This window comes from Maribacter algarum (ex Zhang et al. 2020), from assembly GCF_005885635.1.
GTDB classification, from domain to species: Bacteria; Bacteroidota; Bacteroidia; order Flavobacteriales; family Flavobacteriaceae; genus Maribacter_C; species Maribacter_C algarum.
The window spans coordinates 41,526-66,723 of record NZ_VATY01000006.1 but is presented as its reverse complement, the minus strand read 5'-3'; the positions used below and the strand labels follow the sequence as shown (position 1 = coordinate 66,723).

The 25,198-nt window shown below is 37.6% G+C and carries 11 protein-coding genes; all 11 read right to left on the bottom strand.

The window, feature by feature from the left end; all coding sequences use genetic code 11:
- Positions 1–13: 13 nt before the first annotated feature.
- On the bottom strand, positions 14–2,374 hold the full coding sequence (locus FEE95_RS20865; RefSeq protein WP_138659983.1) for an ABC transporter permease: 2,361 nt from the start codon (positions 2,372–2,374) through the stop codon (positions 14–16).
- Between the two features lie 27 nt (positions 2,375–2,401).
- On the bottom strand, positions 2,402–4,816 hold the full coding sequence (locus FEE95_RS20860; RefSeq protein WP_138659982.1) for an ABC transporter permease: 2,415 nt from the start codon (positions 4,814–4,816) through the stop codon (positions 2,402–2,404).
- Between the two features lie 52 nt (positions 4,817–4,868).
- Positions 4,869–7,253, bottom strand: coding sequence for an ABC transporter permease (locus FEE95_RS20855; RefSeq protein ID WP_138659981.1), 2,385 nt, complete (start codon positions 7,251–7,253; stop codon positions 4,869–4,871).
- Positions 7,254–7,459: 206 nt separating this feature from the next.
- The gene (locus FEE95_RS20850) at positions 7,460–9,892 is read right to left on the bottom strand and encodes an ABC transporter permease (RefSeq protein ID WP_138659980.1); all 2,433 of its coding nucleotides are present in this window, start codon (positions 9,890–9,892) and stop codon (positions 7,460–7,462) included.
- A 33-nt stretch (positions 9,893–9,925) separates the two neighbouring features.
- A complete protein-coding gene (locus FEE95_RS20845) occupies positions 9,926–10,561 on the bottom strand; it encodes a 3-keto-alpha-glucoside-1,2-lyase-like domain-containing protein (RefSeq protein ID WP_138659979.1) in 636 nt (211 codons plus the stop codon).
- Between the two features lie 24 nt (positions 10,562–10,585).
- A complete protein-coding gene (locus tag FEE95_RS20840; RefSeq protein ID WP_138659978.1) occupies positions 10,586–12,979 on the bottom strand; it encodes an ABC transporter permease in 2,394 nt (797 codons plus the stop codon).
- 67 nt (positions 12,980–13,046) lie between these two features.
- Entirely contained in the window at positions 13,047–15,446 is a 2,400-nt protein-coding gene (locus FEE95_RS20835) for an ABC transporter permease (RefSeq protein WP_138659977.1), read from the bottom strand.
- A 77-nt stretch (positions 15,447–15,523) separates the two neighbouring features.
- Entirely contained in the window at positions 15,524–17,953 is a 2,430-nt protein-coding gene (locus tag FEE95_RS20830) for an ABC transporter permease (protein ID WP_138659976.1), read from the bottom strand.
- Positions 17,954–17,979: 26 nt separating this feature from the next.
- Positions 17,980–20,343 carry an ABC transporter permease gene (locus tag FEE95_RS20825; protein ID WP_138659975.1) on the bottom strand — a complete coding sequence of 788 codons (2,364 nt, stop codon included), beginning with the start codon at positions 20,341–20,343 and terminating at the stop codon, positions 17,980–17,982.
- Positions 20,344–20,378: 35 nt separating this feature from the next.
- On the bottom strand, positions 20,379–22,763 hold the full coding sequence (locus FEE95_RS20820) for an ABC transporter permease (protein ID WP_138659974.1): 2,385 nt from the start codon (positions 22,761–22,763) through the stop codon (positions 20,379–20,381).
- Positions 22,764–22,780: 17 nt separating this feature from the next.
- Positions 22,781–25,159: an ABC transporter permease gene (locus tag FEE95_RS20815; protein ID WP_138659973.1), complete on the bottom strand. Its 2,379-nt coding sequence runs from the start codon at positions 25,157–25,159 to the stop codon at positions 22,781–22,783.
- Positions 25,160–25,198 lie beyond the last annotated feature (39 nt).

Here is a 25,198-nt window from a genome sequence, read left to right as displayed (position 1 = left end):
ATTATTTATTTATCTATTCCGTTCGTAAACTTTTGACCGGGTTCATTTTGGCCGCTCTTATTGCTTGATAGCTCACGGTAAGAAAAGCGACTCCCAATGCAAGAATGCCCGCAAGAGCGAAAATCCACCAAGAAATATCAATTCTATAAGCAAATTCTTGTAACCATTGGCTCATCGCATACCATGAAATGGGTATTGCAATACATAGTGAGATGAGTACTAATTTTAGGAAATCCTTTGAAAGCAGTGTTGTTATTCCACTCACGGTCGCGCCTAGAACTTTTCGAATACCGATTTCTTTAATTCTGTTTTCCGCCATATAACTGGCGAGACCAAATAAGCCCAAACAAGAAATAAAAATGGTCAACAAGGTAAATAGACTTACTAATTGCCCTGTTCTTTTTTCATCATCAAACTTCTTGGCGTATTCTTGGTCAACGAATTCATAATTGAAAGGGTATTCAGGATTGTATTTCTTAAAAATAATCTCGGTTTGCGCTAGACTTTCTTTTGTACTAGCATCTTGATTTAACTTGATATGAATTACATTGAACCAAGCCTTTGCTCCTTCAATAACCATAGGGTCCACTTTTTGAAAAGGTGAGTTCATAACAAAATCCTTTACTACACCAATAATTCGCCATTCGATACCATTGTCTTTAACCGTTTGTCCAATTGGTTCCTCAAAATTCATGAGTTCAACCATCGATTCGTTTACAATAGCAGCGGTTGAATCAGTCGGGTAGGCATTCAAATTGAAGTCTCGACCATTGATGATTTCAAGACCCAGGGTTTTTGTAACCGCATCGTCAGCAATAAGTCTGTGTACTAAAGTCATATTATCCTCACTCTTGCCTTTCCATTCAAAACCCCATGTATTACTCCAAGATTCTGTTATTGGAGAATTTGTCTTGGTCACTGACTCGGCTATTCCGGCAGCTAAAAGTTCTTCCTTGATTAGCATATAGTTTTTTTCAATATCACCTTCCATCATGGAATAAATCAAATTATTTTTTGAATACCCCGTTTGCCTATCTTGAACTTTATTTAATTGTTGTGTTACTATCAGACTTGCAGTAATTAAAATTATAGCAGATGAAAATTGAAGTACTACCAAAACTTTTCTGGGAGTCACAGGACTTTTCATCTTCATAAAGGTTCCCTTTAGAACTGCGGAAGGCCTAAAACCTGAAAGATATAATGCGGGGTAACTTCCTGCTAAAACTCCTGTAAACAATATCGTTCCTAAAGCCAGTATCCAAAATCGAATATCCATGATATTTAAAGACAAGGGTTTGTCAATAAGCATGCTAAAAGAAGGTAAGGCAAGTAAAACAATTAGTAAGGCCAAAATCGCGGCCAGGAATGAAATCAAAATGGACTCCCCCAAAAACTGTCCAACAAGTGCTTGTCTTTCAGCCCCAATAACTTTTCGAATACCTACTTCTTTAGCACGTTTTTCGCTTCGGGCGGTGCTCAGATTCATAAAGTTAATACAAGCTATTATCAAAATAATAATAGCGATGATACCGAACAAACGTATTACATCAATATGGCCTCCAACTTCTTTCCCGTTTTCGAATTCGGAGTATAAATGTCCTCTTGTATATGGATAAAGAAAAGTTACCATATCTGGTGAGTCTTTATCATAAGCACTGCGTAGCGTCTTTATTTTCTTGGAAAAATCTCCATAATTGATTCCTTCCTTTAGCATTACATAGGTAGCAATAGAATTGTTGCCCCAATTCTTATCATTCCAGCCTTTTTGTTGTAAGTAGGACCAAGGCATCAAAAATTCAAAATCAAAACCTGTATTATTTGGGAGGTCTTTTAATATTCCAGTAACCTTAAATGAATCTGCATTATCTACCTTAACCAATTTACCCACAGCCGGTTCATTACCAAATAATTTCTTTGCAAAAGTTTCGGTAATAACAACTGAATTTACATCTTCCAACACGGTATTGATATTCCCTTCAATTAATGGGAAACTAAACATATTTAAAAAATCAGGATCTACAATTGTACCTGTAGATTTTATCCTTTTGTCATCTACTGAAAACAAAAAAGTATCCTCATAATTATATCTTGAAACCCCTTCCACTTCAGGATAATCCTTTTTAATGGTAGGGCCCATTATCTTAGGTGTGGAGTTCCAAGTCCATATCTCACCATCGATTGGGTATTCATTATACACCTGATAAATCCGGTCTTTCTTTTCATGAAATTGGTCAAAACCAATTTCAAAGTTGATCCATATTAAAATAAGAGCTGTTACGGCCAGACCAATGGAAAGACCCACAATATTTAATAGAGAAAAACTCTTATTACGGAGTAAATTTCTCCAGGCGATTTTAAGATAGTTTTTGAACATGATTCTTTAGCTTTGATTGATGATGAACTATTCCGTTCGTATACTTTTTACTGGGTTTTGTAAGGCGGCTTTTATGGTTCTACTACCTACCGTCAATAAGGCAATGACAATCGCCAAAAGACCTGCAGCCACAAAAAACCAAACACCCAAGTCAATTTTATTGGCATAATTCTCCAACCATTGTCTAAGAAACCACCAAGCTATTGGAGTGGCAATAAGAAAAGCTACTATCACTAATTTCAAAAAGTCTTTTGTCAAGAGTACGGTAATTGAAGTAACACTTGCCCCTAACACTTTTCGAACGCCAATTTCCTTCGTGCGTTGTGCTACGATTAATAATGACATGGCAAATAGTCCAATACAACTCAAGGCAATTGCGACAATCGAGCCTGAAGTAATCATGGTTGCCATCTTCTTCTCCCTTCCGAATGTGTTATCGATGTTCTCATCTAAAAACGAGCCGAGAAATGCGGAGTTCGGTTCTATCTTTTTCCATGCGTTTTCTATTGCATCAAAAGAACGTGCCATGTTTACCGGCGCCACCTTGACGAAAGCATATGATAAACCAGATTCCCTATCCAAGAAAAAAGTCAATGGTTCAATTGCTCTTGAAATATCCTGAAAATTATAATCCTTTACTACGCCAATAATCGGAGAACGAAGACTATCGCCCATTGGAAGAAAGGCCGTAAGCGGGTCCGATTCTCCCAATTCTTTTGCCATGCTTTCGTTGATAATTACACTTTGGGTATCCCCGGTATTGCTTCTATCAAAAGACCGTCCTAGGATGAGTTCAAGACCCAAAGCCTCAAAGTAATCATAATCGACTGTCAAAGCATTAGTTCGGATACCCCTACCCTTGTAATCAAAACCCCAAACACTGGTTGACTGACTTCCATCTTTTCCCCGACCAAGGTTACTGTCTGAAGCTGTAACTGCTAAAATATCAGGGTTTCCAGCAAGTTCTTCTCTCAACAATTGAACAGCTTGATAACTGTTCTTCTTTCCATCTACAGGAAAGGAAAGCACTTGTTCCTTATCGAATCCTAAGTCCTTATTTCGCATATAATCTACTTGGCTCCACATCACCAATGTGCCACTTATCAACAAAATTGCAATACCAAACTGAAGAACCATTAGGGCATTTCGAACACGATTGCTCCCCGAACTTTCCAACTTTCCCTTAAGGGATTGAATTGTTCCCAACCGACTTAATAATAAAGCGGGATATCCTCCTACTAACAGTGTTATCAAAAATGTAGCTATAAAAATTCCGAAGAGCGCCAATGGGGATGTCAACATTTCTAAAGAAATACTCGTTCGAAAAATCGTTCTAAATTCATCGATTAACAATGAACTCAAAAGTATACCAATACCTAGTGACGCTGTAAATACAAAGAGGCTTTCGCTCCAAAACTGAAAGAACAAATGCTTTTTCTGAGCTCCAAGAGTCTTTCGCATACCTATTTCTTTCAAACGTTGCGAGCTTTTAGCTATGCTCATATTAATGAAGTTCACACCAGCAATCAACAAAATCAGAAATGCTACCCCGAGAATCAGATAAGGGGCAGCCCTAGTGACTTCTGCATATCCTTTTCTAAAACTGGTAAAACGAATATCCTTGAGCGGTAATAAGCCAATTTGAAAATATCTTCCATCAGCATCAACTGCAGCCCCATCCCTTTTAAGGTTTTCAATACTTTCTTGGTAGTGCAGGTCAACAAAAGAGCGTGTATTTTGTTCGAATTGTTGTGCAGCAACTCCATCTTCTAATTGCAAATAGACCTCGTGGTACTGTGCATTCCAAGTTTCTTTACTTTCTGCATAACCGGCATGATTTTCAAAGGGAATCGCCATTTCAAACTCTAAGCTGTTTTGTGTATTATGATTTCCTACCATAGATGCTACGGTAAAAGGCTCTTCCTTCCCATCAATTAAAATAGTAATGGTTTGACCAATGGCATCGGTATTACCAAAAAGTTTCTTCGCCGTCTCTTTAGTAACGACCACTGAGGATTTATCAGCCAAAGGGTTGTTTTTGATACCCTCTAGCGATGGAAAAGTGAACATCTCGAAAAAAGCAGCATCGACCCATACCGCATCGAAATTGATATCTTTCTCGCCATAACTTGTCAAGGCTTCATCTTCTAGATAACGGGTGATTCTTTCAACTCCGGGAACCTCAGTTCTCAATGCTTCCGCAAAGGGTGCCGCCTGACTAGTTCCTGCTTCGGGACCCTTAGAAGTTTGTTGGGTATTATACACTTGATAAATGCTATCTCCATTTTCATGAAAGTTATTATATGAAAGGTCAAAGAAAGCAGCCATAGACAACAAGATGGCAACTCCAAACGCAACTGAGAGTCCAACTACATTTAATCCAGTGAAAACTTTATCTTTCATTAGGTTTCTCCAGGCGATTTTGATATAATTCTTTAACATGATTGATGAATTTGGTCCCACCTCAAAAGGGAGGGGATTTATTTTTTACTTATTACTCGGTTCTTAAACTTTTTACAGGATTCACGGAAGCTGATTTCACGGCTTGAATACCCAAGGTAAAGCTGGTAATTAAAAAAGCAATTAGACCACTTAGAGCGAACATCCACCACTGTATCGAAATGCTGTAGGCAAAACTGCCTAACCAGGCATTCATGAGATACCATGCCATGGGAAAAGCAATCAAAGCGGCGATACCTACCAAAATGATATAATCTTTGGATAACAAGACAACTATTTTGAGTACTCCGGCCCCAAGAACTTTACGAATACCTATTTCTTTAATTCGTCTTTTTGCCATAAACGAAATCAGCCCGAACATGCCCAAACACGAGATGAAAATGGTCAACAAAGCCACTACATTCACCGTGGTCAGCATTCCTTCAATCAAACGATACTGACCGCTTACTTTCGTACTTAGATAAGCTTGCTCATAATTTCTACGGGAATCTATTTTTTCAAAAGCTGAAGCAATCATATTTTCAACCACTTTTTCCTGGCCTTCTATAACACGAACTGATAGAAAACGATGAGCACCCAAATCATTCTTTTCACGATAAAAATGTACCAAAGGTTCTACGGCATTCTGCAAATCTTGATAGTGAAAATCTTCCATCACTCCAACTATCGGATAACCTTCAAAGTCATCATTTTTAAACTTCAAACGCTTTCCTTCTATAGAATTCCAACCGAAAGCCTTCATCGCACTGCGGTTTATGATAACCGGATTATTCTCTTGATTGTCTAAGTTTTCATCAAAATTCCTTCCAGCTACTATAGGCACTTTCAGTGTTTCTAAATAGCCAGCATCAGCATGGGAGCGTCGAACACGTACATCTTTGCCCGTTTCAGTATCGTAGTGCGTAGTATAATTAAAAAAATAGTCGGATGGAATTGACTCACTTGTCGCAACGCTTTTAACGTATGGACTGGCTTTTAGATCATTCAATAAGGCTTCAAACTTAGAACTGGCCACCTTGAGGTTTTTATATTCCAAATCGATATTTCCAACGATTACGTTTTCACGTTCAAAACCTACATCGGCATTCTTCATGTAGCCGATTTGACTATTCAAGATAATTGCAATACAAATGAATAGAATAGCTATAGTAAATTGGAGAATGATAAAAGAATTCTTTAAAAAGAAATTACTCTTGATATCTTCTATTTTCCCTTTGATTCCCGTTAAAACCGGAACTGAAATAAAGCGTAGGGTGGGGAGTATCCCTATTACCAATGTTACCAGAAAACCCAGGGCAATAGCACCTATCACTACTGGATAATCATTTGCAAACGAAAAAGAAATCTTACCAAATTCAGCACCAAAAATATCATTTAGTTTGGGGCCTAAAATTCCTAGAAATAAAATACCGGAAATACATATCGAAGCAAAGACCAAAATGCCGTTTTCCAAACAAAATTGTGCAATGACATTCTGTTTAGTACCCCCCAATACCTTACGAACAGCAATATCTTTAGTTCGACGGAACATCGTCGAAGTATTCAAGTTCAACAAATTGACCAAAACTATAAGCAACACAAAAAATGAGGTAGCGATACAGCCGTTGATGATAATCTTGACCACGGGTATCATATCCATCCGTAATTCAGCATAGGGCATCGCTTGCAACTTGGAGATTATCGTAGGGTCAGCGTAATTTTCGCGCATCAGTTGATTGACATGGTTTTCCAATTGGGCGATGTCGGTATCTGGACTAAGTTTTAAAAAATTTGGTGAAAAACTATTTGACCAATTGATTTGCGAGACAAAATTTGGATCTTCTTTTAATAATTCGTTGGGCAAGACTACTCCCAATCGAAAAGAAGAGTACGGACTAATAGGCTCAAAAACCCCGGTTACAGTAAGGTTCAAAGAATCAGCTCCTATAAGCTTTTCTCCAACCGGATTCTTATCTCCGAAAATCTTTTGACTAACCCGATCTGTAAGGATGATAGAATATTTTTTTTCTAAAGCACTTTCAGAATCGCCATATTTTAATGGTAACGAAAAAACCTCGAAAAATTCTTGGTCCACATAGTGTGTTTGTTCTTGTAGTTCCTTATCACCCCGTTCCAACCAGATATTGTCCCATCCATGCAAATGAGTGCCTGCAATTACCTGAGGAGACGTCTCAACTATCTTGTCCATAAAAGGGTACGGACTCGATCTATAACTATCACCTCCGGAGGTAATTGTCTTGAAGTAATAAATATTCTCTTGGTCTTCAATATTAGCATCCGCAATGTAATAGGCATAAACTGAAAACATCAACGTCAGAACACTCCCAACTCCAATGCTCAATCCGAGAAGATTGAGCATTGACAGCAATCGATTTTTCCAAAGATTGCGAAGGGATAGCTTTAGGTGGTTTTTTAACATGACTGATAGCCTTTTGATTGATGTCATTCTTAACTAAGCGATTACCTTAGTAGACATTCGTCCCAGTTCTAATTCCATGCCACATATTTAACTATTTTACAATCAGATACTTATGCTGTTTTTGTTAAAATATATACACCTCAACTGTAAAATATTTTTACAAAAAGTGTCCATTATTTATACAGCAGTATTCATATAAATTAGACTTATTCTGTTCGTAAGCTTTTAACAGGATTGACAATAGCTGCTTTAATACTTTGATAGCTAACCGTAACTATTGCAATTCCAATGGCTAATAAACCTGCCAACGCTAAAACCCACCAACTAATTTCTATTCGATATGAAAAATCTTCCAGCCATTTATTCATGGCATACCACCCCAGAGGTAACGAGATTAGTATTGCTATGCCCACAAGTTTTAGAAAGTCCATTGTAAGACGATATGAAATTTGACTTACACTTGCCCCAAGCACCTTTCTTACCCCGATTTCCTTGGTTCTTTTTTCTGCATTGAAAGCAGCCAAACCAAATAAACCGAGACATGCAATAAATATTGACAGAAGCGTAAATACAATGAAAATACGCCCAAGTCTTTGTTCTGCTTGATACGTATTATTAAAAGAATCTTCCATAAAGCTGTAGGCAAAAGGTTGTTCTGGTATGTTCTTTTTCCATACTGATTCAATTCCCGCTACGGCACTCGAAAAATCACCTGCATTTAGACGTATTGCCATGTTGCCCGTTGAACTCCCTAGTCTTAGACTAAGCGCACCTATATCATCTCGTAGTGTTTCGAAATGAAAATTTTCAATAACACCAATAACGGTAAAAAATTCTCCATTTTCATCTCCTAGGTCACTTGAAACTCTCAATCCCAAAGCGTCTTCGGGACTCAATCCAAGAAGAGAAGCAGCAGTTTCATTTATGATTACAGCGGTTGAATCCGTAATTCGTTGTTTGCTGAATTCACGTCCCGCTTTCAGTTTTATATCTAAGGTTTTCAAGTAGTTATAATCGACAAGCCATCGTTGCATATTAACCGCATCTTCTTGATTCGGAAATCCCTCCTTAAAGTATGTATAGTCTGACCTTGAAGATGGGGTCGGCAGAAAACTGCTTATCGTAGCACTCTCGACCTGCGCTAACTTTTGCACTTCTTGCTGAAGTGCCTGACCTTTTTCTCCCGCTCCATAAAAATCTTGAACTACCAAAACCTGGTCTTTGGAGAAACCCAAGTCTTTACTTTGAATATAGTCAAGTTGTTTAAAAACAACCAGCGTGCCTACGATTAAGAAAACCGAGATAGCGAACTGAAAAACAACTAAGGAATTTCGAATATTACCACCTCCCACACTTCCTTTACCCAATCCTTTGAGAACCTTTACCGGAATAAATCGAGACATAAAAAATGCTGGATACCATCCTGAAAACAGACTAAGTACCAAGGCAGCGACAAGAAGAGCCAACCAAAATATTGGATTTGCGAAAGGAACGCCAATCTCCGTTCCAGCAAGCTCATTGAAGAAGGGCATGGCAACAATTGCTATTACAACCGCAACTATGAGTGACATAAAGGAAATAAGCCCAGATTCCGTAAGGAACTGCTTTACCAATCCAGATTTATTAGACCCCAAAGTTTTCCGAATACCTACTTCCTTTGCCCTTTTTAGCGAATGAGCGGTAGACAAATTCATGAAATTAACACTGGCCAATAATATCAGAAAGAGCCCAATAAATGAAAGAATATAAATATTCTGAATATCACCGTTGGCACTCAGTTCAATTCTTGCTTCCGAATATAAATGAATATCGGTAAGGGGTATTGAGTAATAGTTCACATAATTTCCTGTTTCTCTAAATGCCTCCTCTGTAATTCCTGGGTAAATATTTTGCACCCATGGTATCAAATAGTCTCCAACGATCCCTTGTAACGGTTCTTGAAAATCCTCAATTTGCGCACTGGGAATGAGCTTAATGAAAGTAAAGTAATTATGACTGCCCCATTCACTTTGCTGAGCATCTTCATATCCTGACATTGCCATTAGAACACTATGGTTTCTCAATAAAGAATTTTTAGGAAAATCGTCAATAATGCCTGTAACGGTATAGGTGTCTGAATTATCAAGTAATACCTCTTGCCCAACAGCATTGCTTACTCCAAAGTGTTTTTCAGCCGCAGTTTTAGTTAGTATCAAAGTGTTGGGTTCTTTTAAGGCCGTTTCAGGATCGCCAGCCAATAGGTCTAAACCGAACATTTCAAAGAAGTTGGCATCAGCAAAAGCAGAATTTAGTTCTTTGGTGTTGTTGTTTGTATTACTTCTTCGGATAAGTATGCTCCCTAGATTTCTAATTCGGGTAGCCATTTCCACCTGAGAAAAATCATTTTCCAATACTGCCGCCATTGGCGCAGCCGTTTCTGCAGATTTACTTTCATCTCCACCAAACTTTACGTCCGCATTTACCCTATGAATGCGCTCTGCATCGGCGAACATTTTATCATAACTCAATTCATTATGAATGTAAAGTGCGATGATTAATCCGCCCGCCATACCAATGGCAAGTCCGAATATATTCAGGAATGTAAAAAATGGTTGTCTTTTAAGACTTCTCCAAGCGATTTTGATGTGATTTTTAAACATGATTGATGATTTTGATTGATCTCTATCCGTATATTACTCTTTAGTAACTCTTAAATTTTTAAACTCCCCTTCTGAATTACTTCCTACCAAAAGTCCTATCCAACCGCTTCTACGTTTACTTAGTTGTTCGACTTCCAGAGAGGGTTCATCTGAATTATTTATATAAACCTGAACTGTAGGATGATTCACCACAATAGTTGCATGAAACCAGTCATTCGGGTCTAGAGTTGGATTTGGCTCATTTTCATATACTGCCGGATGTTCTTGACGTAACTTTTGCCAAGTGAATTCAGGAAGTGAAACATATTGGACCGAGTTACCCTTCTTCTCTGGACTCTTAAAATTGAAAGGTCGGAAGTAAACCAATTCAAAATTATTTCTGTTTAATCCGTGGAAAGCCATTCCAACAAAGCTTTGACCTCTTACATCTCTTCCTTTTATATCAAGGTCGATTGTTCCATTTTCAAAGCTTAGCGATTTCAACCATAGAATGCCATCTCCCTCACCTTTACTCAAATGTACTGGAGTAGTATTGATTATATCCCTATCATCAAGATTCCATAAAGTAGTGTCGTTTACTTTGGTTAAATCTGGAATAATTTCATTTTGCTGGGCAATTAAAACCCCTGTACTTATTAAGAAGACAAATAAAAATCTAATCGTTTTCATATCACAGGTTTTTAATACGTTCTATTATTCTGTTCGCAAACTTTTTACGGGGTTTTTAAGTATGACTTTTACTGTTTGAAAACTGGCTGTAAGTAGCGTAATACCCAATGCCAGCACCAGCGATATTGCAGGTATCCACCATTTTACAGAAGTTCTATAATCATAATTTTCAAGCCAATTTCCCATGTAAAAAATTCCTAATGGAATGGCAATACAAGCAGCAACACAAACCAATATCAAAAAGTCTTTTGACAATAAACTCAGAAGCTGATAATAAGACGCTCCTAACACCTTTCGAATACCGATTTCTTTTGTGCGTTGCTCCGCCATAAAGGCAGCGAGTCCGAAAATACCAAGACAGCTTATAAGAATTGCCATAAAAGAAAATATACTAGCCAAAGAGCCAATTTTCTCTTCTTCAACAAAGTTATTCGCGTAATCATCTTGGAGAAATCTATAATCAAAAATGCTTTGTGGATCATACTTCCCAAAGACATTTTCTATTTGGGCAATAGTTGAATTAGTGTCATTACTTGCCTTAAGTTTGATATTTACAAAATTTAAAAACCGCCCATAATGAAGGATCATCATACTCGGTTTCGCTTGTTCGTAAGGGGAAATCGTAACCATATCTTTAACCACACCGATAACCTTGAACAGCTCATGGTCTTCATCGTCTCCCCATTGAATTATTTCACCTATGGGATCTTTCAATCCCATGTAAGCAACGGCTGTCTCATTGAGAATCATTGCCAAAGAATCGCTTTTGAAATCGCGAGAGAAGTTACGGCCTCGCAAAATTTCCCAATCAACCATCTCTCCAAATCCATATGTTGCTCTCAACGTTCTAAATTCTTCGCTCATGTTGGGGTCTTTTCCTTTCCAGTTGAAGCCACCATTCGTTGTATAGGTTCCAGTAATTCTAACATCAGAAGCTGCCACCTCTTCAACACCATTTAACCCAACTAATTCTTCCCGTAGAGAACCAAAACTATTGATTACCTCAGCCGTATTGATTGGTACATAAAGCATTCTTTCGGTATTATAGCCTAAGGGTCTTTCCTTAGCATACTGAATTTGTTGATTAACAGTAATAGTCGCGATAATCAGCGCTATGGAAATTGCAAATTGAAAGACTACCAGCGACTTTCGAAAATTACCAGCCTTGGTACTGCGGGTTATTTCCCCTTTGAGCACTTTGGCTGGTTTGAATGAGGAAAGGTAGATGGCAGGATAAATTCCTGAAACAATGGCTGTAACAAGGATAAAAGCCATTGATAACAACCAAAAGTAAGAATTGGTCCAAGGTAGTCCCAAACTCTTTTCAATTAAGGTGTTGAAAAAAGGAAGCACGACTATAGTCAAAACAACTGATAGTATAAACGCCAGAAGAACAATGAGCAGAGATTCTCCGAAAAACTGAAATACTAGTTGTTTTCTTTGTGAACCAATTGTCTTGCGAATCCCTACTTCTTTGCTTCTCTTTACACTACGTGCTGTGGCCAAATTCATAAAATTGATGCAGGCCAGAAGCAAAATAAAAATACCAATAATGCTGAACAACCAAATCATTTCTATTCTTCCTCCAACAACAATTCCATTTTCAAATTCTGTATGAAGGTGCCATTGATCCATTGGATGTAAAAAAACCTCTGGTTTAGTACGCTGATAACTTGCATCAATGTTATCAAATTTTGCATTTTTTATTATCGCAGATATTTCTTTCATTGAACTTCCATTCTGAGTCTCTACAAAGGTTTGGAACCAATTATTACCCCAACCAAGTCGTTCCTCATAATTTTGGGTTGTTTTCAACAAATGCCATGGAGCAATGAAAGTAAGATCTCTAAAATCACTATTCATTGGTAAATCATCATATATGCCAGCAACTGTAGCTTTCATTGTCGTTCCTAGTTCTATGGTTTTACCAATAGGGTTTTCATCACCAAACAAGGCTTCCGAAGTTGATTTAGATAAGATTATAGAGCTAGGATCCTCGAGAGCTGTGTAGCTACCTTCCAGCATATTCAGACCGAGCATATCGGTAATACCTGGTTCCATAAAGTTGCCCGGTCTAGATATTTTATTCTCATTATAAGAAAGCAATCTATTGTTAGTAAAGGAACTAGTAACAACATGTTTAAAGTGGTCTCCGTATTTGTCTCTCAAAACAGGGGCAAGTTGCATTGGTTGATTATTACTAGTATTTATTTCCCCTGCAAAAGTTTGGTTCTGCATCACTTGGGCAATACTCTTGTAATTTGTAATTTCTTGATTATAGCTCAACTCATTGTAAACCCACATGCCGATTAAAAGCGTTGCGGCAATACCCAGACTTAACCCACCAATGTTTATGAACGAGTTGGACTGGTCTCTTTTTAGATTTCTCCAGGCTATTTTTAAATAGTTTTTAAACATGATTGAGAATTTTTGAACTCCTCCCTAGCCCTCCCCCAAGGGCAGGGAACTTGTTCGGAGTTATTTTTTATTCCGTTCGCAAGCTTTTTACTGGGTTGGCTTTGGCCGCTTTGATTGCCTGAAAACTTACCGTCAAAACAGTAACACCCATTGCCCCTACTACTGCGAGCAAGAAAATCCACCACTCTAAGATTACCCGATATGGATAGTCTTGCAACCAGCCATTCATTATATAATAAGATATGGGTATCGCGATAAAACAAGAAATAGTCACCAGTTTTAGAAAATCTTTCGAGAGCATGTTCCAGACATTGAACACAGATGCGCCTAATACTTTTCGTACCCCGATTTCCTTGGTGCGCTGTTCGGCTACAAAAGATGTGAGTCCAAATAAGCCAAGACAACTAATTAAGATAGCTAAGGCTGTGAAAATTCCTGATAAGCTGCCGATACGTTCTTCAGAAGCAAATTTTTCGCCATATTCCTCATCTATAAAATCATACTCAAAGGGTATATCTGGAAAATGTTCTTTGAATACCCGCTCAACAACCGCGATATTCTCGCTTGAGCTTTTCTCCGGATTCAACCTAAGGTTATAATAGCTAGAATTATTAAATCGGTCATATACATAAACCCCTTGTTTTACCGGCTCATAGGGAGATTGTGTAATCATATCTTGAACCACACCGATAATTTTTAACGGCGGACCCGGGTCTTCCTCATCATCATCTTTCAAAAATTTACCTACAGGATTTTGCATGCCCAAATACTTCTTCGCAGTTTCGTTGATGAGCACTCCCAAAGAATCGGTAGCGAATTCTCTAGAAAAATCCCTTCCTTCTACAATCTTTAAATTCAATGATTTTGCATATTCCGGAGAAACTTCGGTCCAAGCTAAATCTTCTTGAAAGCCTTCCGGTTTACCTTCCCAGGTAAAACCTCCTCGGTTCGACCAAATTCGCGTAGTCGGACTACTGGAAGATGACATCTCAACAACCGCATTGGAACTTAAAAACTCGGTACGCATCAAATCGTACTTTCCACTAAAATCTTGGCTAAAGGTAGGAATCTGTATTAATCCCTCCTTATCATATCCTACAGGTCTATTCTTGGCATGATTAATCTGTTCCATTACGATGACCGTACCAATAATAAAAGCGACAGATACCGTAAATTGAAGCACTACCAGTATTTTTCTTGGCAGACCAGCATAACGGCCAGTTTTAAAAGTTCCTTTGAGAACATCCACCGGTTTAAATGAGGATAAATACAAGGCTGGATAACTGCCCGCCAACAAAGCTGTAAAAAGGACGAAAAACAAAGAAATACCCCAAAAAACAGGGTTTGACCATGGAAAGGCAATCTCTTTTCGGGCCAACTCATTAAATCCGTTTAGGGATAGTAATACAATCACCAAGGCAATGAAGAAAGCAAATAGGACAACCAAGAACGATTCGCTTAAAAACTGATAAATCAATTGACCTCTTTGTGAGCCGATTGACTTGCGAATTCCAACTTCTTTGCTTCTTTTTTCGGATCGTGCTGTGCTCAAATTCATAAAGTTGATACATGCCAATAGAAGTACAAAAGCACCTATAAATCCGAATAGCCAAACGTATTTGATGCGACCACCCGTCTGTTTCCCATTTTCAAAATTGCCACGGAGATACCACTCTTCCATAGGGAAAAGGAAAATCTGTGGATTAAATTCCGCCGTATCCTCGTTCAAATCTTTCTTTACATTACGGATAGACTCGCTTGTTCTATCCATATTTGCATTGTCGGCCATTTGAACGAACATTTGAAAAGAATTGTTGCCCCAGCTATCCTCAGCATTTCTTACCCATTCTGTGGTGGCCAAATATTGTTCCCAAGGAATCAGATAATCGGTATCATTAAATGAATTATTTACCGGAATATCTTTGTATACGCTAGTGACCATCAAATCATATTGGTTACTTACCTGAACTGTCTTTCCAATCGGTTCTTCGTCGCCAAATAGCGCTTTGGCGGTGGATTCGGATAGCATAATCGAGTTGATTTCTCGAAGCCCATCTTTTTCTCCCTTAATAATTTGAAGATCCAATAGTTCAGGTGTTTCTCTTTGAGCACAATTACCTGTTCTTGAAAGATTGGTTTCTTTATATTTCAGGTAACGGTCACCTGTCCAAGTAACCATGACCAAATGCTTGAAATTATCACCGTATCCTTCTCGTAATGCTTTTTCCAAAGGTCTCGGAATAGCTGGTCCTGTTCCGGTTTCATTATTAAAGGTTTGCGATTGAAATACCTGTGCAATTTTGGTTTTGTTTTGGAAATAGCTGTTATAGGTAAGCTCATCTTGAATCCAAAGACCAATGATTAAGGTTACCGCCATTCCCAAGGCAAGTCCGCCAACATTTATAAGAGTATAACCCTTGTTCTTAACTAGGTTCCTCCAAGCGATTTTTAGATAGTTCTTAAACATGATTGACGATTTTGATTGATAATGATTTAAGTTGTTAGTCCGTTCTTATATAAAGAGTCATTTTATGCTCAATTGTTTCACTCCGTTCGTAAACTTTTTACTGGGTTGGCTAGTGCAGATTTTATCGATTGAAAGCCTACGGTAAGCAAGGTTATAACCAAAGCAAAGCTACCTGCCATAGCAAAAACCCACCATTGAATATCGATACGATAGGTGTATCCCTCCAACCAAAGTTGCATAAAATAATACGCGACAGGGGCAGCGATTAAAAAGGCAATACCAACGAGTTTAAGAAAGTCCTTCGTAAGTAATTTTATTACGGAATTAATGCTTGCTCCCAATACTTTTCGAATTCCGATTTCTTTTTTCTTCTGTTCTGCAACGTAGGAAATAAGACCAAACAAACCGAGGCAGCTAATTAGAATCGCCAAAAACGTAAATACTGCTGAAATTTTTCCCAGTCGTATTTCTTCTTCATAAAGTTTACCGACTTCTTGATCAACAAAGGCATAGGTAAAAGGAGTGTCCTTTACTATATTGTTCCAAGTATTTTCAAGGCTATTTAGTAGTTGTTGATAGTTGTCAGTTTTAGATTGTACGACCAGCCAGCCAGGATCATTATTTTTCGCCAGCATTAAGGGAGCTATTTTTTCTTTTAACGAAGTATAGTGATAATCCCCAACTAAGCCTACAATTTCAAATTCCTGTGTCTGCTGTTCATATGTAGATAATAGTTTGGATCCAACGGCATTTTCTTCGGATATGTTGAAGGCCTTTAGCAATGCTTGATTTACGATAATTTGATTATTGTCAGCTTCCCTTAGGTCACGTCCTTGAAGCAATGTAATATCCATAGTTTCAAAATAACCCTCAGTAATTAGATTAAGCTTTACCAAGGTTTTGTTTTCGGGGTTTTTTCCCGGTAAATGCAAACCCCGATCCATTAATATCATCTCAGATGGAGCATATAACGTCCCAGCAACTTTTGTAACCCCTGGAATGGTTAAAAACTGGGATTTCAAGGCACTAAAAGCGCTGGTTTCCTCGAAACGGTTTAACCGAACCGTTAAAAGGTTTTCTTTACTGAAGCCAAGGTCTTTGTTTTGGGTATAGCGAAACTGTTGGGTAACGATAATGACCGCAGTTATCAAGGCAATTGATATTACGAATTGAAAAATAACTAGTGCCTTTCTAAAATTACCACTTCCAGACTGCAAATTAATTGTGCTCTTAAGAACTTTAATAGGTTTTATTGAGGAAAGTACTAAGGCTGGATAAATGCCCGAGACAAAGCCAGTAAAAATTCCGAGGCCAAACAAAAGAGTACCTATTTTCCAATTCAATACATCGGTATAAATTATCTCTCCCTGTGTTATTTCATTTACAAAAGGCAGCAATAACATTGTAATGGGAATACTAAGTAGTACACTAAATAATGAAAGAAGAAGTGATTCTCCTAAAAATTGCCTTATCAAAGAACTTTTACCTGCACCTACCACTTTTCGAATTCCTATTTCCTTAGCTCTTTTACTAGCACGTGCCGTACTCAAATTAATGAAATTGATACAAGCTACTAGCTGAATAAACAAAGCTAAAGTCAATAAGAAATAAAGGTATTGGATATCCGATACTAAGTCTATTTGATTCCTTATTCCTTTGGAGTAAAGATGAATATTTGCAATACTTTGTAAAGTCAAAACTTTCTTGATTCCACTATCATCAAGATCTTTGCCTCCTCTAGCCCCTAAAAACCCAGCTAATTTTTGTTCCACTTCTTTACCATCGATGTTAGGTTTTAGTTTTACATAGCTGTAGGCAAAGTTCTCGGTCGCAAAGTTTGTTATTCCCCTCACATACCCTCCAAAACCTGCAGTATTTATACCAACAATGTAATTAGGGTTCAAATGTGATTTTTTATAATTTTCATCAAAAACCCCAGAAACTGTAAACGTCATAGGATTCTCACCAGCACCCCATAAAATGGTTTTACCCAAAGCCTTTTCATTTCCAAAAAGTTTATTTGCCAAGCCTGATGAAAGAACTAAATCTGCTGGTTCATCCAAAGCTGTTTCAGCATTACCTTCTAAAAATTTGTAGTTAAAAACATTGAAAAAAGTGGAGTCAGCCATATAAGCCCTAGGTTCGTAAGATCCCTCTTTGCTAGTGGCTGAGCGCAAAAGATTCGTAAAAAACAGATCCAACTGAATAACCCGGGTGACTTCCTCAACTTCAGGGAAATCCTCTTTCATTGCAAATGCTATAGGAGGCGAAGAAGTCGCAGTCACTATATCATCGGTATTTTGCTGCGACCCATCGAAAGAGGAAGTTATTCGATAAATAGACGATACATTCTCATGATGGTCATCGTAACCCGTTTGATTAAAAACATATAGTAAAATTGTAAGACAACTTACAGTACCCACTGTAAGCCCAAACAAATTGATTATGGTCTGTTGTTTGTTTTTTGTTAAGTTCCGCCAAGCGATTTTTAAATAGTTTTTAATCATGATTGATGATTTTTTTGATTGATGAATTATTCAGTACGTAGACTCTTGACAGGATTGGCAACTGCCGCTTTAACAGCCTGAAAGCTTACTGTCAGCATAGCAATGCAAATAGCTGCAAAACCCGCAACTGCAAATACCGACCAATTGATTTCTATACGGTACGCGAAACTTTCCAACCAATTTTGCATACCCCACCATGCTAGTGGAATCGCTACTAAGAGGGCAATCAATACCAGACGAATAAAATCTTTTGATAAAAGTTGTACAATCCCAGCCACGCTAGACCCTAGTACTTTGCGAACCCCTATTTCTTTTCTGCGTTGCTCTGCAGTGAAAGCGGAAAGGCCAAACAAGCCCAAACATGAAATGATTATGGCGAGCAAGGCAAAAATTTTCGAAAGGTTACCAATAAGTTTTTCACTTCTGAACATGGAATTAAAAGAATCATTTACAAAATCATATTCAAAGGGAAAAGCAGGGTTGTGCTTTTTCATCACTCCTTTCATGATGGGTAGAATTTCCGCTAATGCAATGTCTGGTTTAACTTTTACGTATACATGGTAGGTGTACTTAGGGTTATTGTAGAACATGACTGGGTCGCTTGTACCATACATGTCACCATATAAATAATCCTTCACCACTCCGATCACTGTGTAGGTGTCTTCGTCGTTACGAATGATTTTACCAAGGGCACTTCCTGGACCCATTAGCTTTGCAAAAGACTGCGTAACCAGCACGTTTGTGCTATCCACCCTAAAATTTTCATTAAATCCATGGCCCTCAATAATTTCTATCCCAGCCGTATCAAAAAAATCAGAACTAATATACCTTTGTGAAACGAGCACTTCCTCGGTATTTTTACCACCTTCCCATTCCAGACCCGATCTATTGTTGCCTCCATCAAGAATATTGCTATTCATTAGGGCAACTTTTTCAATCACGCCCGAAGCAATCATTTCCTGTCTAATAGGCTTGATATTTTTGATGATATCTCCATTTACATCCATTCTGAGGAGATTCTCTTTTTGATATCCTAAATCACGATTTTTAACATGTTGTAGCTGTTGATAGATAATGATAGTACTTATGATAAATATGATGGAAACAACAAATTGTGCGACAACCAGTCCTTTTCGAATTATGGTAGCACTTCCCCCTTTGGCTTTTACTCCTTTGATTACTGCTATGGGTTTGAACGAGGATAGGTAAAAGGCGGGATACCAACCCGCAAGTAGACCACATATTAGGGTAATTCCTAAAAGTGAAAGTAAATGTATTGGGTCAAAAAGCCGAAATTCTAATTGTTTTTCAATAAGGGTATTAAATTGAGGCAGCAAAATTGTCAGTAAAACTACGCTTACTATTGTCGCCATAGCTGCAGTAATCATTGCTTCAGCAATGAATTGTGTAATCAATCTTTTTTTGCCAGAGCCCAAAACTTTTCGCACGCCCACTTCTTTTCCTCTTTTTTCGCTTCTCGCTGTGGAAAGATTCATAAAGTTGATACAGGCAATGAGTAGAATGATAATTCCAATTAGGGCAAATAAACGTACGTTGGTAATTTGACCACCTACTTTTTTTCCATTCTTAAAACTAGACCGCAGATGCCAATCTTTCATTGGGTGCAAAAAGGCATATCTTTCACTAGGATCGTTTTCAACTTTTGAGGGAATAAGTTTTTGTACTTTGGAATCAACCGTTTCGAAATCGGCTTCCGGCGAAAGCTCCACAAATGTATCGGCAAAACCATTTCGATAATCTTTCATCCACTCTTTACCTATTGCATGTCTTTCAAATGGAGCGACCCAATTGAAACCAAAAGACACATTACTCGGTAAGTCTTCAAAAACCCCTGTAATACGGTAATTTGTATCGTTATTGACCAGAATTACCTTGCCTAAAGCACTCGTGTTTTGGCCATAAAGTTGAGCTGCCATTTTACTAGAAATAACAATAGCATCAAAATCTTTAAACGCGTTGGCCAAACTTCCTTCAACAAAAGAAAGACTGAATATGCTTAAAAAATCTGGGTCTACAAATCGTCCGTATCTATTAATCCCTTTATCGCCCATAGTAAACAAAAGACTTTCCCCCATTGTTCTGGAACTGCCAACAATTCCAGGAATCTCATCTTTCATTGCTTTTGCAAGGGGTCCAGGAGAAGACTCATAAAACGTACGCCATTCGCCATCAAATTGATTGTTTGTCGGTACATAGTATACTTGGTCATACTTAGGAAAAACACTATCAAAACTCACTTCGTCTTCAACCCATAACAATATCAAACTGGCACAGGTTATGCCTATAGCCAGTCCGAAAATATTAAGTGCACTATATCCTTTGTTCTTCCAGAGGTTTCGCCAAGCGATTTTTAAATAGTTTTTAAACATGATTGATGATTTTGATTGATTTTTTACGTATTATTTCATTCTGTTCGGAGGCTTTTTACTGGGCTCGTAAATGCAACTTTTAAGGTTTGGTAACTTATGGTAATCATTGTAATCAACATTATCAGAAGAACCGCGATGGCGAAGTACCACCAGTGAATTTCCGTTCTATAGGTATATTCTTGCAGCCACTCATTCATAAAATACCAGGTAACCGGAGTTGCAATTAAACCAGCTATCAATACCAGCTTTAAAAAATCAATGGAGAACAGGGCCAGTATACTACTTACGTTACTGCCCAAGACTTTTCGAATTCCAATTTCTTTTGTTCGCTGCCCAACAAAGAACAAAATCAGTCCGTATAGCCCCAAGCAACCTATGAGTATAGCAAGACCCGAAAATACTTTGGAAAGGGACAAATACCGCTGCTCTCGTTCATATTGCTCTGCAACACGGTCATCTAAGAAACGATATTCGAAAATGTAGCCATCAAAAGTTTCGGACCAACGTTCATCTATTTTGGATAGGGTTTGTTTTCTATTTAGAGGGTTCATTTTAACCGCAATCTCACCATAGGCATTGGTATATGGAGCGATGAAAATAGGGTTGATATCACTGGTAAAGTTTTGGTCATGAAAGTCTTTAACTACTCCAACAATAGTAGCCTTTATCGTTTCTCCATTAACTGCAATTTGCTTACCTAACATTTCTTCAGATGAATCAAGTCCTAACTTTTTCGCCAATTTTTCGTTGACCAAAACTTCATCCAATGTATCTTTTTTGAAAAAATTTCTTCCTGCAACTAGTTCTAGACCAAACGTTTCGATATAGTCCTCATCGGCAAGTTTTGCCTGAATATTGAACTCTTCGACCTCCGGTTTTGTATGAAATCGTATCCCTGTTCCCCAATTATTCTCGGCAGCACCCGGACTACTCAAACATCCGGAAACATTTTCTACTCCGGCGATTTGTTTCATCCTGTTCTTAAGGCTGTATAAATTTTCTTCTTCAATATCACTGGGAATGGGCAACATTACTATGGACTCCTTATTAAAGCCTAAATCTGAATTGACCGCATAATCAATTTGCTTTGATATTATTATAGTGGAAGCAATTAAAACAATGGATATCACAAATTGGGCTATTACTAAAAATTTCCGGGTGGAAGAACTTCCTGTGTCATTATGACTTAACTTGCCCTTTAGCGCCAATACCGGAACGATACGACTCATTAATAATCCGGGGTAACTTCCTGATAAAAATGAAACTACAACCAAGATTGTCAATATGTAAGAGAAGAATTGTACGCTTAACAAATCGCTTAGCTCGAGCTGAATTCTAAAAAGGTCGTTAAACATAGGTAGAAACAAAGCGGCAAATACCAATCCCAATCCAAGAGCAAAAAGACTTATTACAAAAGTTTCCGTTAAAAACTGCCAGAATAGATGCGTTTTAAAACTCCCTAATACTTTTCGTATCCCTATTTCTTTAGACCGATAAAAGGCTTGCGCGCTAGAAATGTTGATGAAATTAATTCCGGCGATTACAATAAGAAACAGTCCGACGATTCCAAAAATCCACAATAAATTAGGGTCAAGGCCACCATAATCAGGGCTAAAGTGAATATCACTTAAATTTTGCAACTTATAAAGATGCCTAGTTTTACTATTTGGACGGTGTTTTTTGGGAAGCTGCAATAAAGCCGTCTCGATATTCGCAATATTCTGATTTGGTTTTAATAGCGTATAGGTTTCCAAATTCGATGTAATACCTCCCCAATTTTCTCCTGCAGCAAATTCGAATATATCTATAAGGTTTTCAAAAGAAACAAACAATTCGTCTGTGAAATGAGAGGTCCTTGGAAAGTTCTTTAAAACACCCGTAATAGTAATCGTTTTGTCCTTTTCCAAAACGAATGTTTTACCAACCACATCCGATTGACCGAACATCTTGATAGCCATTGCTTCGGTAAGAACAGCCGTATTTGGTTCAGATAAAGAAACTTCTGTGCCCCCGTAAATTAATGGAAAACTGAATATGTTAAAGAAATCTTCTTCAGCATAGGCAACATCTTGTTTTAGTTTTTTTTGATATCCATTGTCATCGATATCAATTAGTAATCCACCTTGAAAAGCAATTTTTGCTACCCTTTCGGAATAATCATACTCCTCACGAAAAACATTGGCAAAAGCTGGTGGTACACTGGGATCATACTCAATATCATCTCTATGTTGCTCGGTATTTATGCGATATATTCTATCTCCATTGACATGAAAATTATCAAAGGATAGGTTATAATTCAAAAACAGATAAATCAATATGCTACTGCCAAAACCAATGGCCAATCCTACAACATTGATAAAGGTGAAAACCTTTCTTTTTAAAAGGTTCCGCCAAGCGATTTTTATATAGTTTTTAAACATGATACTTTTTTCTTAAATTATTCATCCCTGAGAATTTTCGAAGGATTGGTATTTACTGCCTTTATAGTCTGAGATCCTATCATTAGAAAAGCCAATATCAAAATAGCAAAGAAACCAATTGTCAATTCACTTAGTGCAATGGCTTTCGGATAAGCTATATTTGTCAAAATAAGTTTGTCGAAGATGATATAAGTAATGGGTATAGCAAGCAATGCCGCTATTGTAAGTAAAATCAAATAACTTTTACCCAGCAAATAGACAAGACTGCCTCCAGCGGCACCAAGCACCTTTCTAATACCGATTTCTTTAAGCCTAGTTTCCGTTGTAAATACGACCATGCCTAATAGGCCTAAAGATGATATGCAGATGGCCAAAAATGCCAGAAAACCAATTATCTTAATGAGCATTGATACCGCGCTAAAAGCCTTTTCTATGGAATCGGTATATAGTTTTGCTTCTAATGGGCGAACTTCATCCAACTCTTTCCACGCACTTTCAATTTGAGCTAGTGTTTCAGGTACATTATCAGTAATTATCTTGGCATTAATGTATCCCTTTGGCATCGAGGAAAAACGAAGGATAGTCGGTTTTATATGGCTTTCAGCTCTTTCATAATGAAAGTCTTCAAGAACACCGGTTATTACATGTTCTTTACCATTAACTATTACCGTTTCGCCAATGGCTTCGTTAGGATCATTTTCAAATATGCTGAACCTCTTTAATAGCTTTTCATTTACTATTACCTCGCTACCACTCGTTTCTTTAAAATTACTTCCAGCCAAAAAATTATGCCCGTGTAATGTTAAGTAGTTTTCATTTACCGTATTCTCCAATACCTCAGAAGAGTCATTCGGGTCATTATACTTTAAAAGAACCCTATTTTGTCGACCAAGACTTGTAACTATACTGGATCTTGACAAATCTTGGATAGCAGGTATCCTCTGGAGCTTTTCTGCCAAAAGATCCCCATTATTACCCTGCAATTCAATATTTAGGATATTTTCCGTATCAAAACCAAGATCAAATGAAATAAAGTTCTTGTACTGCGCGTAACCGATTACCGTGGTGGTTATGAATATAAGCGAAAAGACATATTGCACAACAATCAGTGTTTTTCTAAGGTTTACTCGCTTAAACAACTGTAAAGATGCTGATCCTTTTAGAACTTGTAGCACTTTTATTTTTGAGAAGAACAAAGCTGGAAATACTCCAGCAATAATTCCTATGATAATTGCCAAACACACAAATGACACTATCAATTTTGGCGATAATTCCATGACAGCCAGCTGATCTATATATGCATGTAACGCGATAAACTGCTCTCGCAAAAAAACAAATAGTACCACGGCTAAAACCAAGGATAAAAGGGAAATTACTACGGATTCAATAATGAATTGGGTTACTACCTGACTACGTTTTGCTCCGATTACTTTTCGAACACCAACCTCTTTAGAGCGTTTTAATGCTCGAGCGATAGATAGATTTGTATAGTTGAAACATGCCGAAACTATTACGACAAAAGCCAATCCGATTAAAACCCAAATAGCAAAACTATCGATTGTGGGACCTATTTCATTTGAAATGGAATCCGCAATAGAAATTTTGGTTAAAGGTTGTAGGGAAAGTGAAATATTTCGGTCATTAAGCTTGGCATTTTCAATTCTTGAAAGCTGGTCAAGACTACTCTGAAGAGTCATAGGATCGTATCCTTCTGGGAGCAAAACATATGTATAGCTTCCATAAAAATTATTCCAGTTAAAAAAATTACCATCTGTATGGGAAAATTGAACTTCAGCTGTCGAAAAGGAAACCAACACTTCAAAATTTAGATAGGAAAGTTTTGGAATGTCCTTTAGTATTCCGGTAACGGTATAAATATCATCGCCAAACTTTATGGTATTTCCCATTGCATTCTGCTTTCCAAACAGTTTGTTAGCTGATTTTTCGGTCAATACTATAGAATATGGATCTTTTAAAGCCGAAATAGAACTGCCTTCTATCAAAGGAAATGTGAAAACATTCAGAAAAGAGTTATCCGCCCAATAGGCCTGAACTGGTAATTTTTTATCTTCTATTTCAGCAACACCGTTGAAGCCCAGACTTAGTGTTGTGACATCTTCAACTTCATCAAGAGACTCTCTAATAAATTGGCCAGTCTTCACCGAAGTTGAAGCAAGTGTAAACAAAGGTTCATTTGGTTTTTGATCTGATGTAAGAACTCTATAAATATTGTCTTTGTTCTCATGGAAGTTGTCATAAGAAACCAAATCTGAAACAAAAGTGATTATCAAAAGACCAACAGACATGCTAATTGCAAGGCCAATCAGGTTGATTGCCGTAAACAATCTACTACGTACCATACCTCGTACTGCTATTTTGACATAATTCTTAAACATGATTTTCGTTTCTTGATTTGATTGAATTCTTCTCCTATC

Bases quoted from the DNA above. Each gene is read 5' to 3' on its own strand.
- FEE95_RS20855 (WP_138659981.1), bottom strand. From the start codon at position 7,253: ATGTTAAAAAACCACCTAAAGCTATCCCTTCGCAATCTTTGGAAAAAT.
- FEE95_RS20835 (WP_138659977.1), bottom strand. From the start codon at position 15,446: ATGTTTAAGAACTATCTAAAAATCGCTTGGAGGAACCTAGTTAAGAAC.
- FEE95_RS20815 (WP_138659973.1), bottom strand. From the start codon at position 25,159: ATGTTTAAGAATTATGTCAAAATAGCAGTACGAGGTATGGTACGTAGT.
- FEE95_RS20830 (WP_138659976.1), bottom strand. From the start codon at position 17,953: ATGATTAAAAACTATTTAAAAATCGCTTGGCGGAACTTAACAAAAAAC.
- FEE95_RS20820 (WP_138659974.1), bottom strand. From the start codon at position 22,763: ATGTTTAAAAACTATATAAAAATCGCTTGGCGGAACCTTTTAAAAAGA.
- FEE95_RS20845 (WP_138659979.1), bottom strand. From the start codon at position 10,561: ATGAAAACGATTAGATTTTTATTTGTCTTCTTAATAAGTACAGGGGTT.
- FEE95_RS20865 (WP_138659983.1), bottom strand. From the start codon at position 2,374: ATGTTCAAAAACTATCTTAAAATCGCCTGGAGAAATTTACTCCGTAAT.
- FEE95_RS20825 (WP_138659975.1), bottom strand. From the start codon at position 20,343: ATGTTTAAAAACTATTTAAAAATCGCTTGGCGAAACCTCTGGAAGAAC.
- FEE95_RS20840 (WP_138659978.1), bottom strand. From the start codon at position 12,979: ATGTTTAAAAACTATTTAAAAATAGCCTGGAGAAATCTAAAAAGAGAC.
- FEE95_RS20860 (WP_138659982.1), bottom strand. From the start codon at position 4,816: ATGTTAAAGAATTATATCAAAATCGCCTGGAGAAACCTAATGAAAGAT.
- FEE95_RS20850 (WP_138659980.1), bottom strand. From the start codon at position 9,892: ATGTTTAAAAATCACATCAAAATCGCTTGGAGAAGTCTTAAAAGACAA.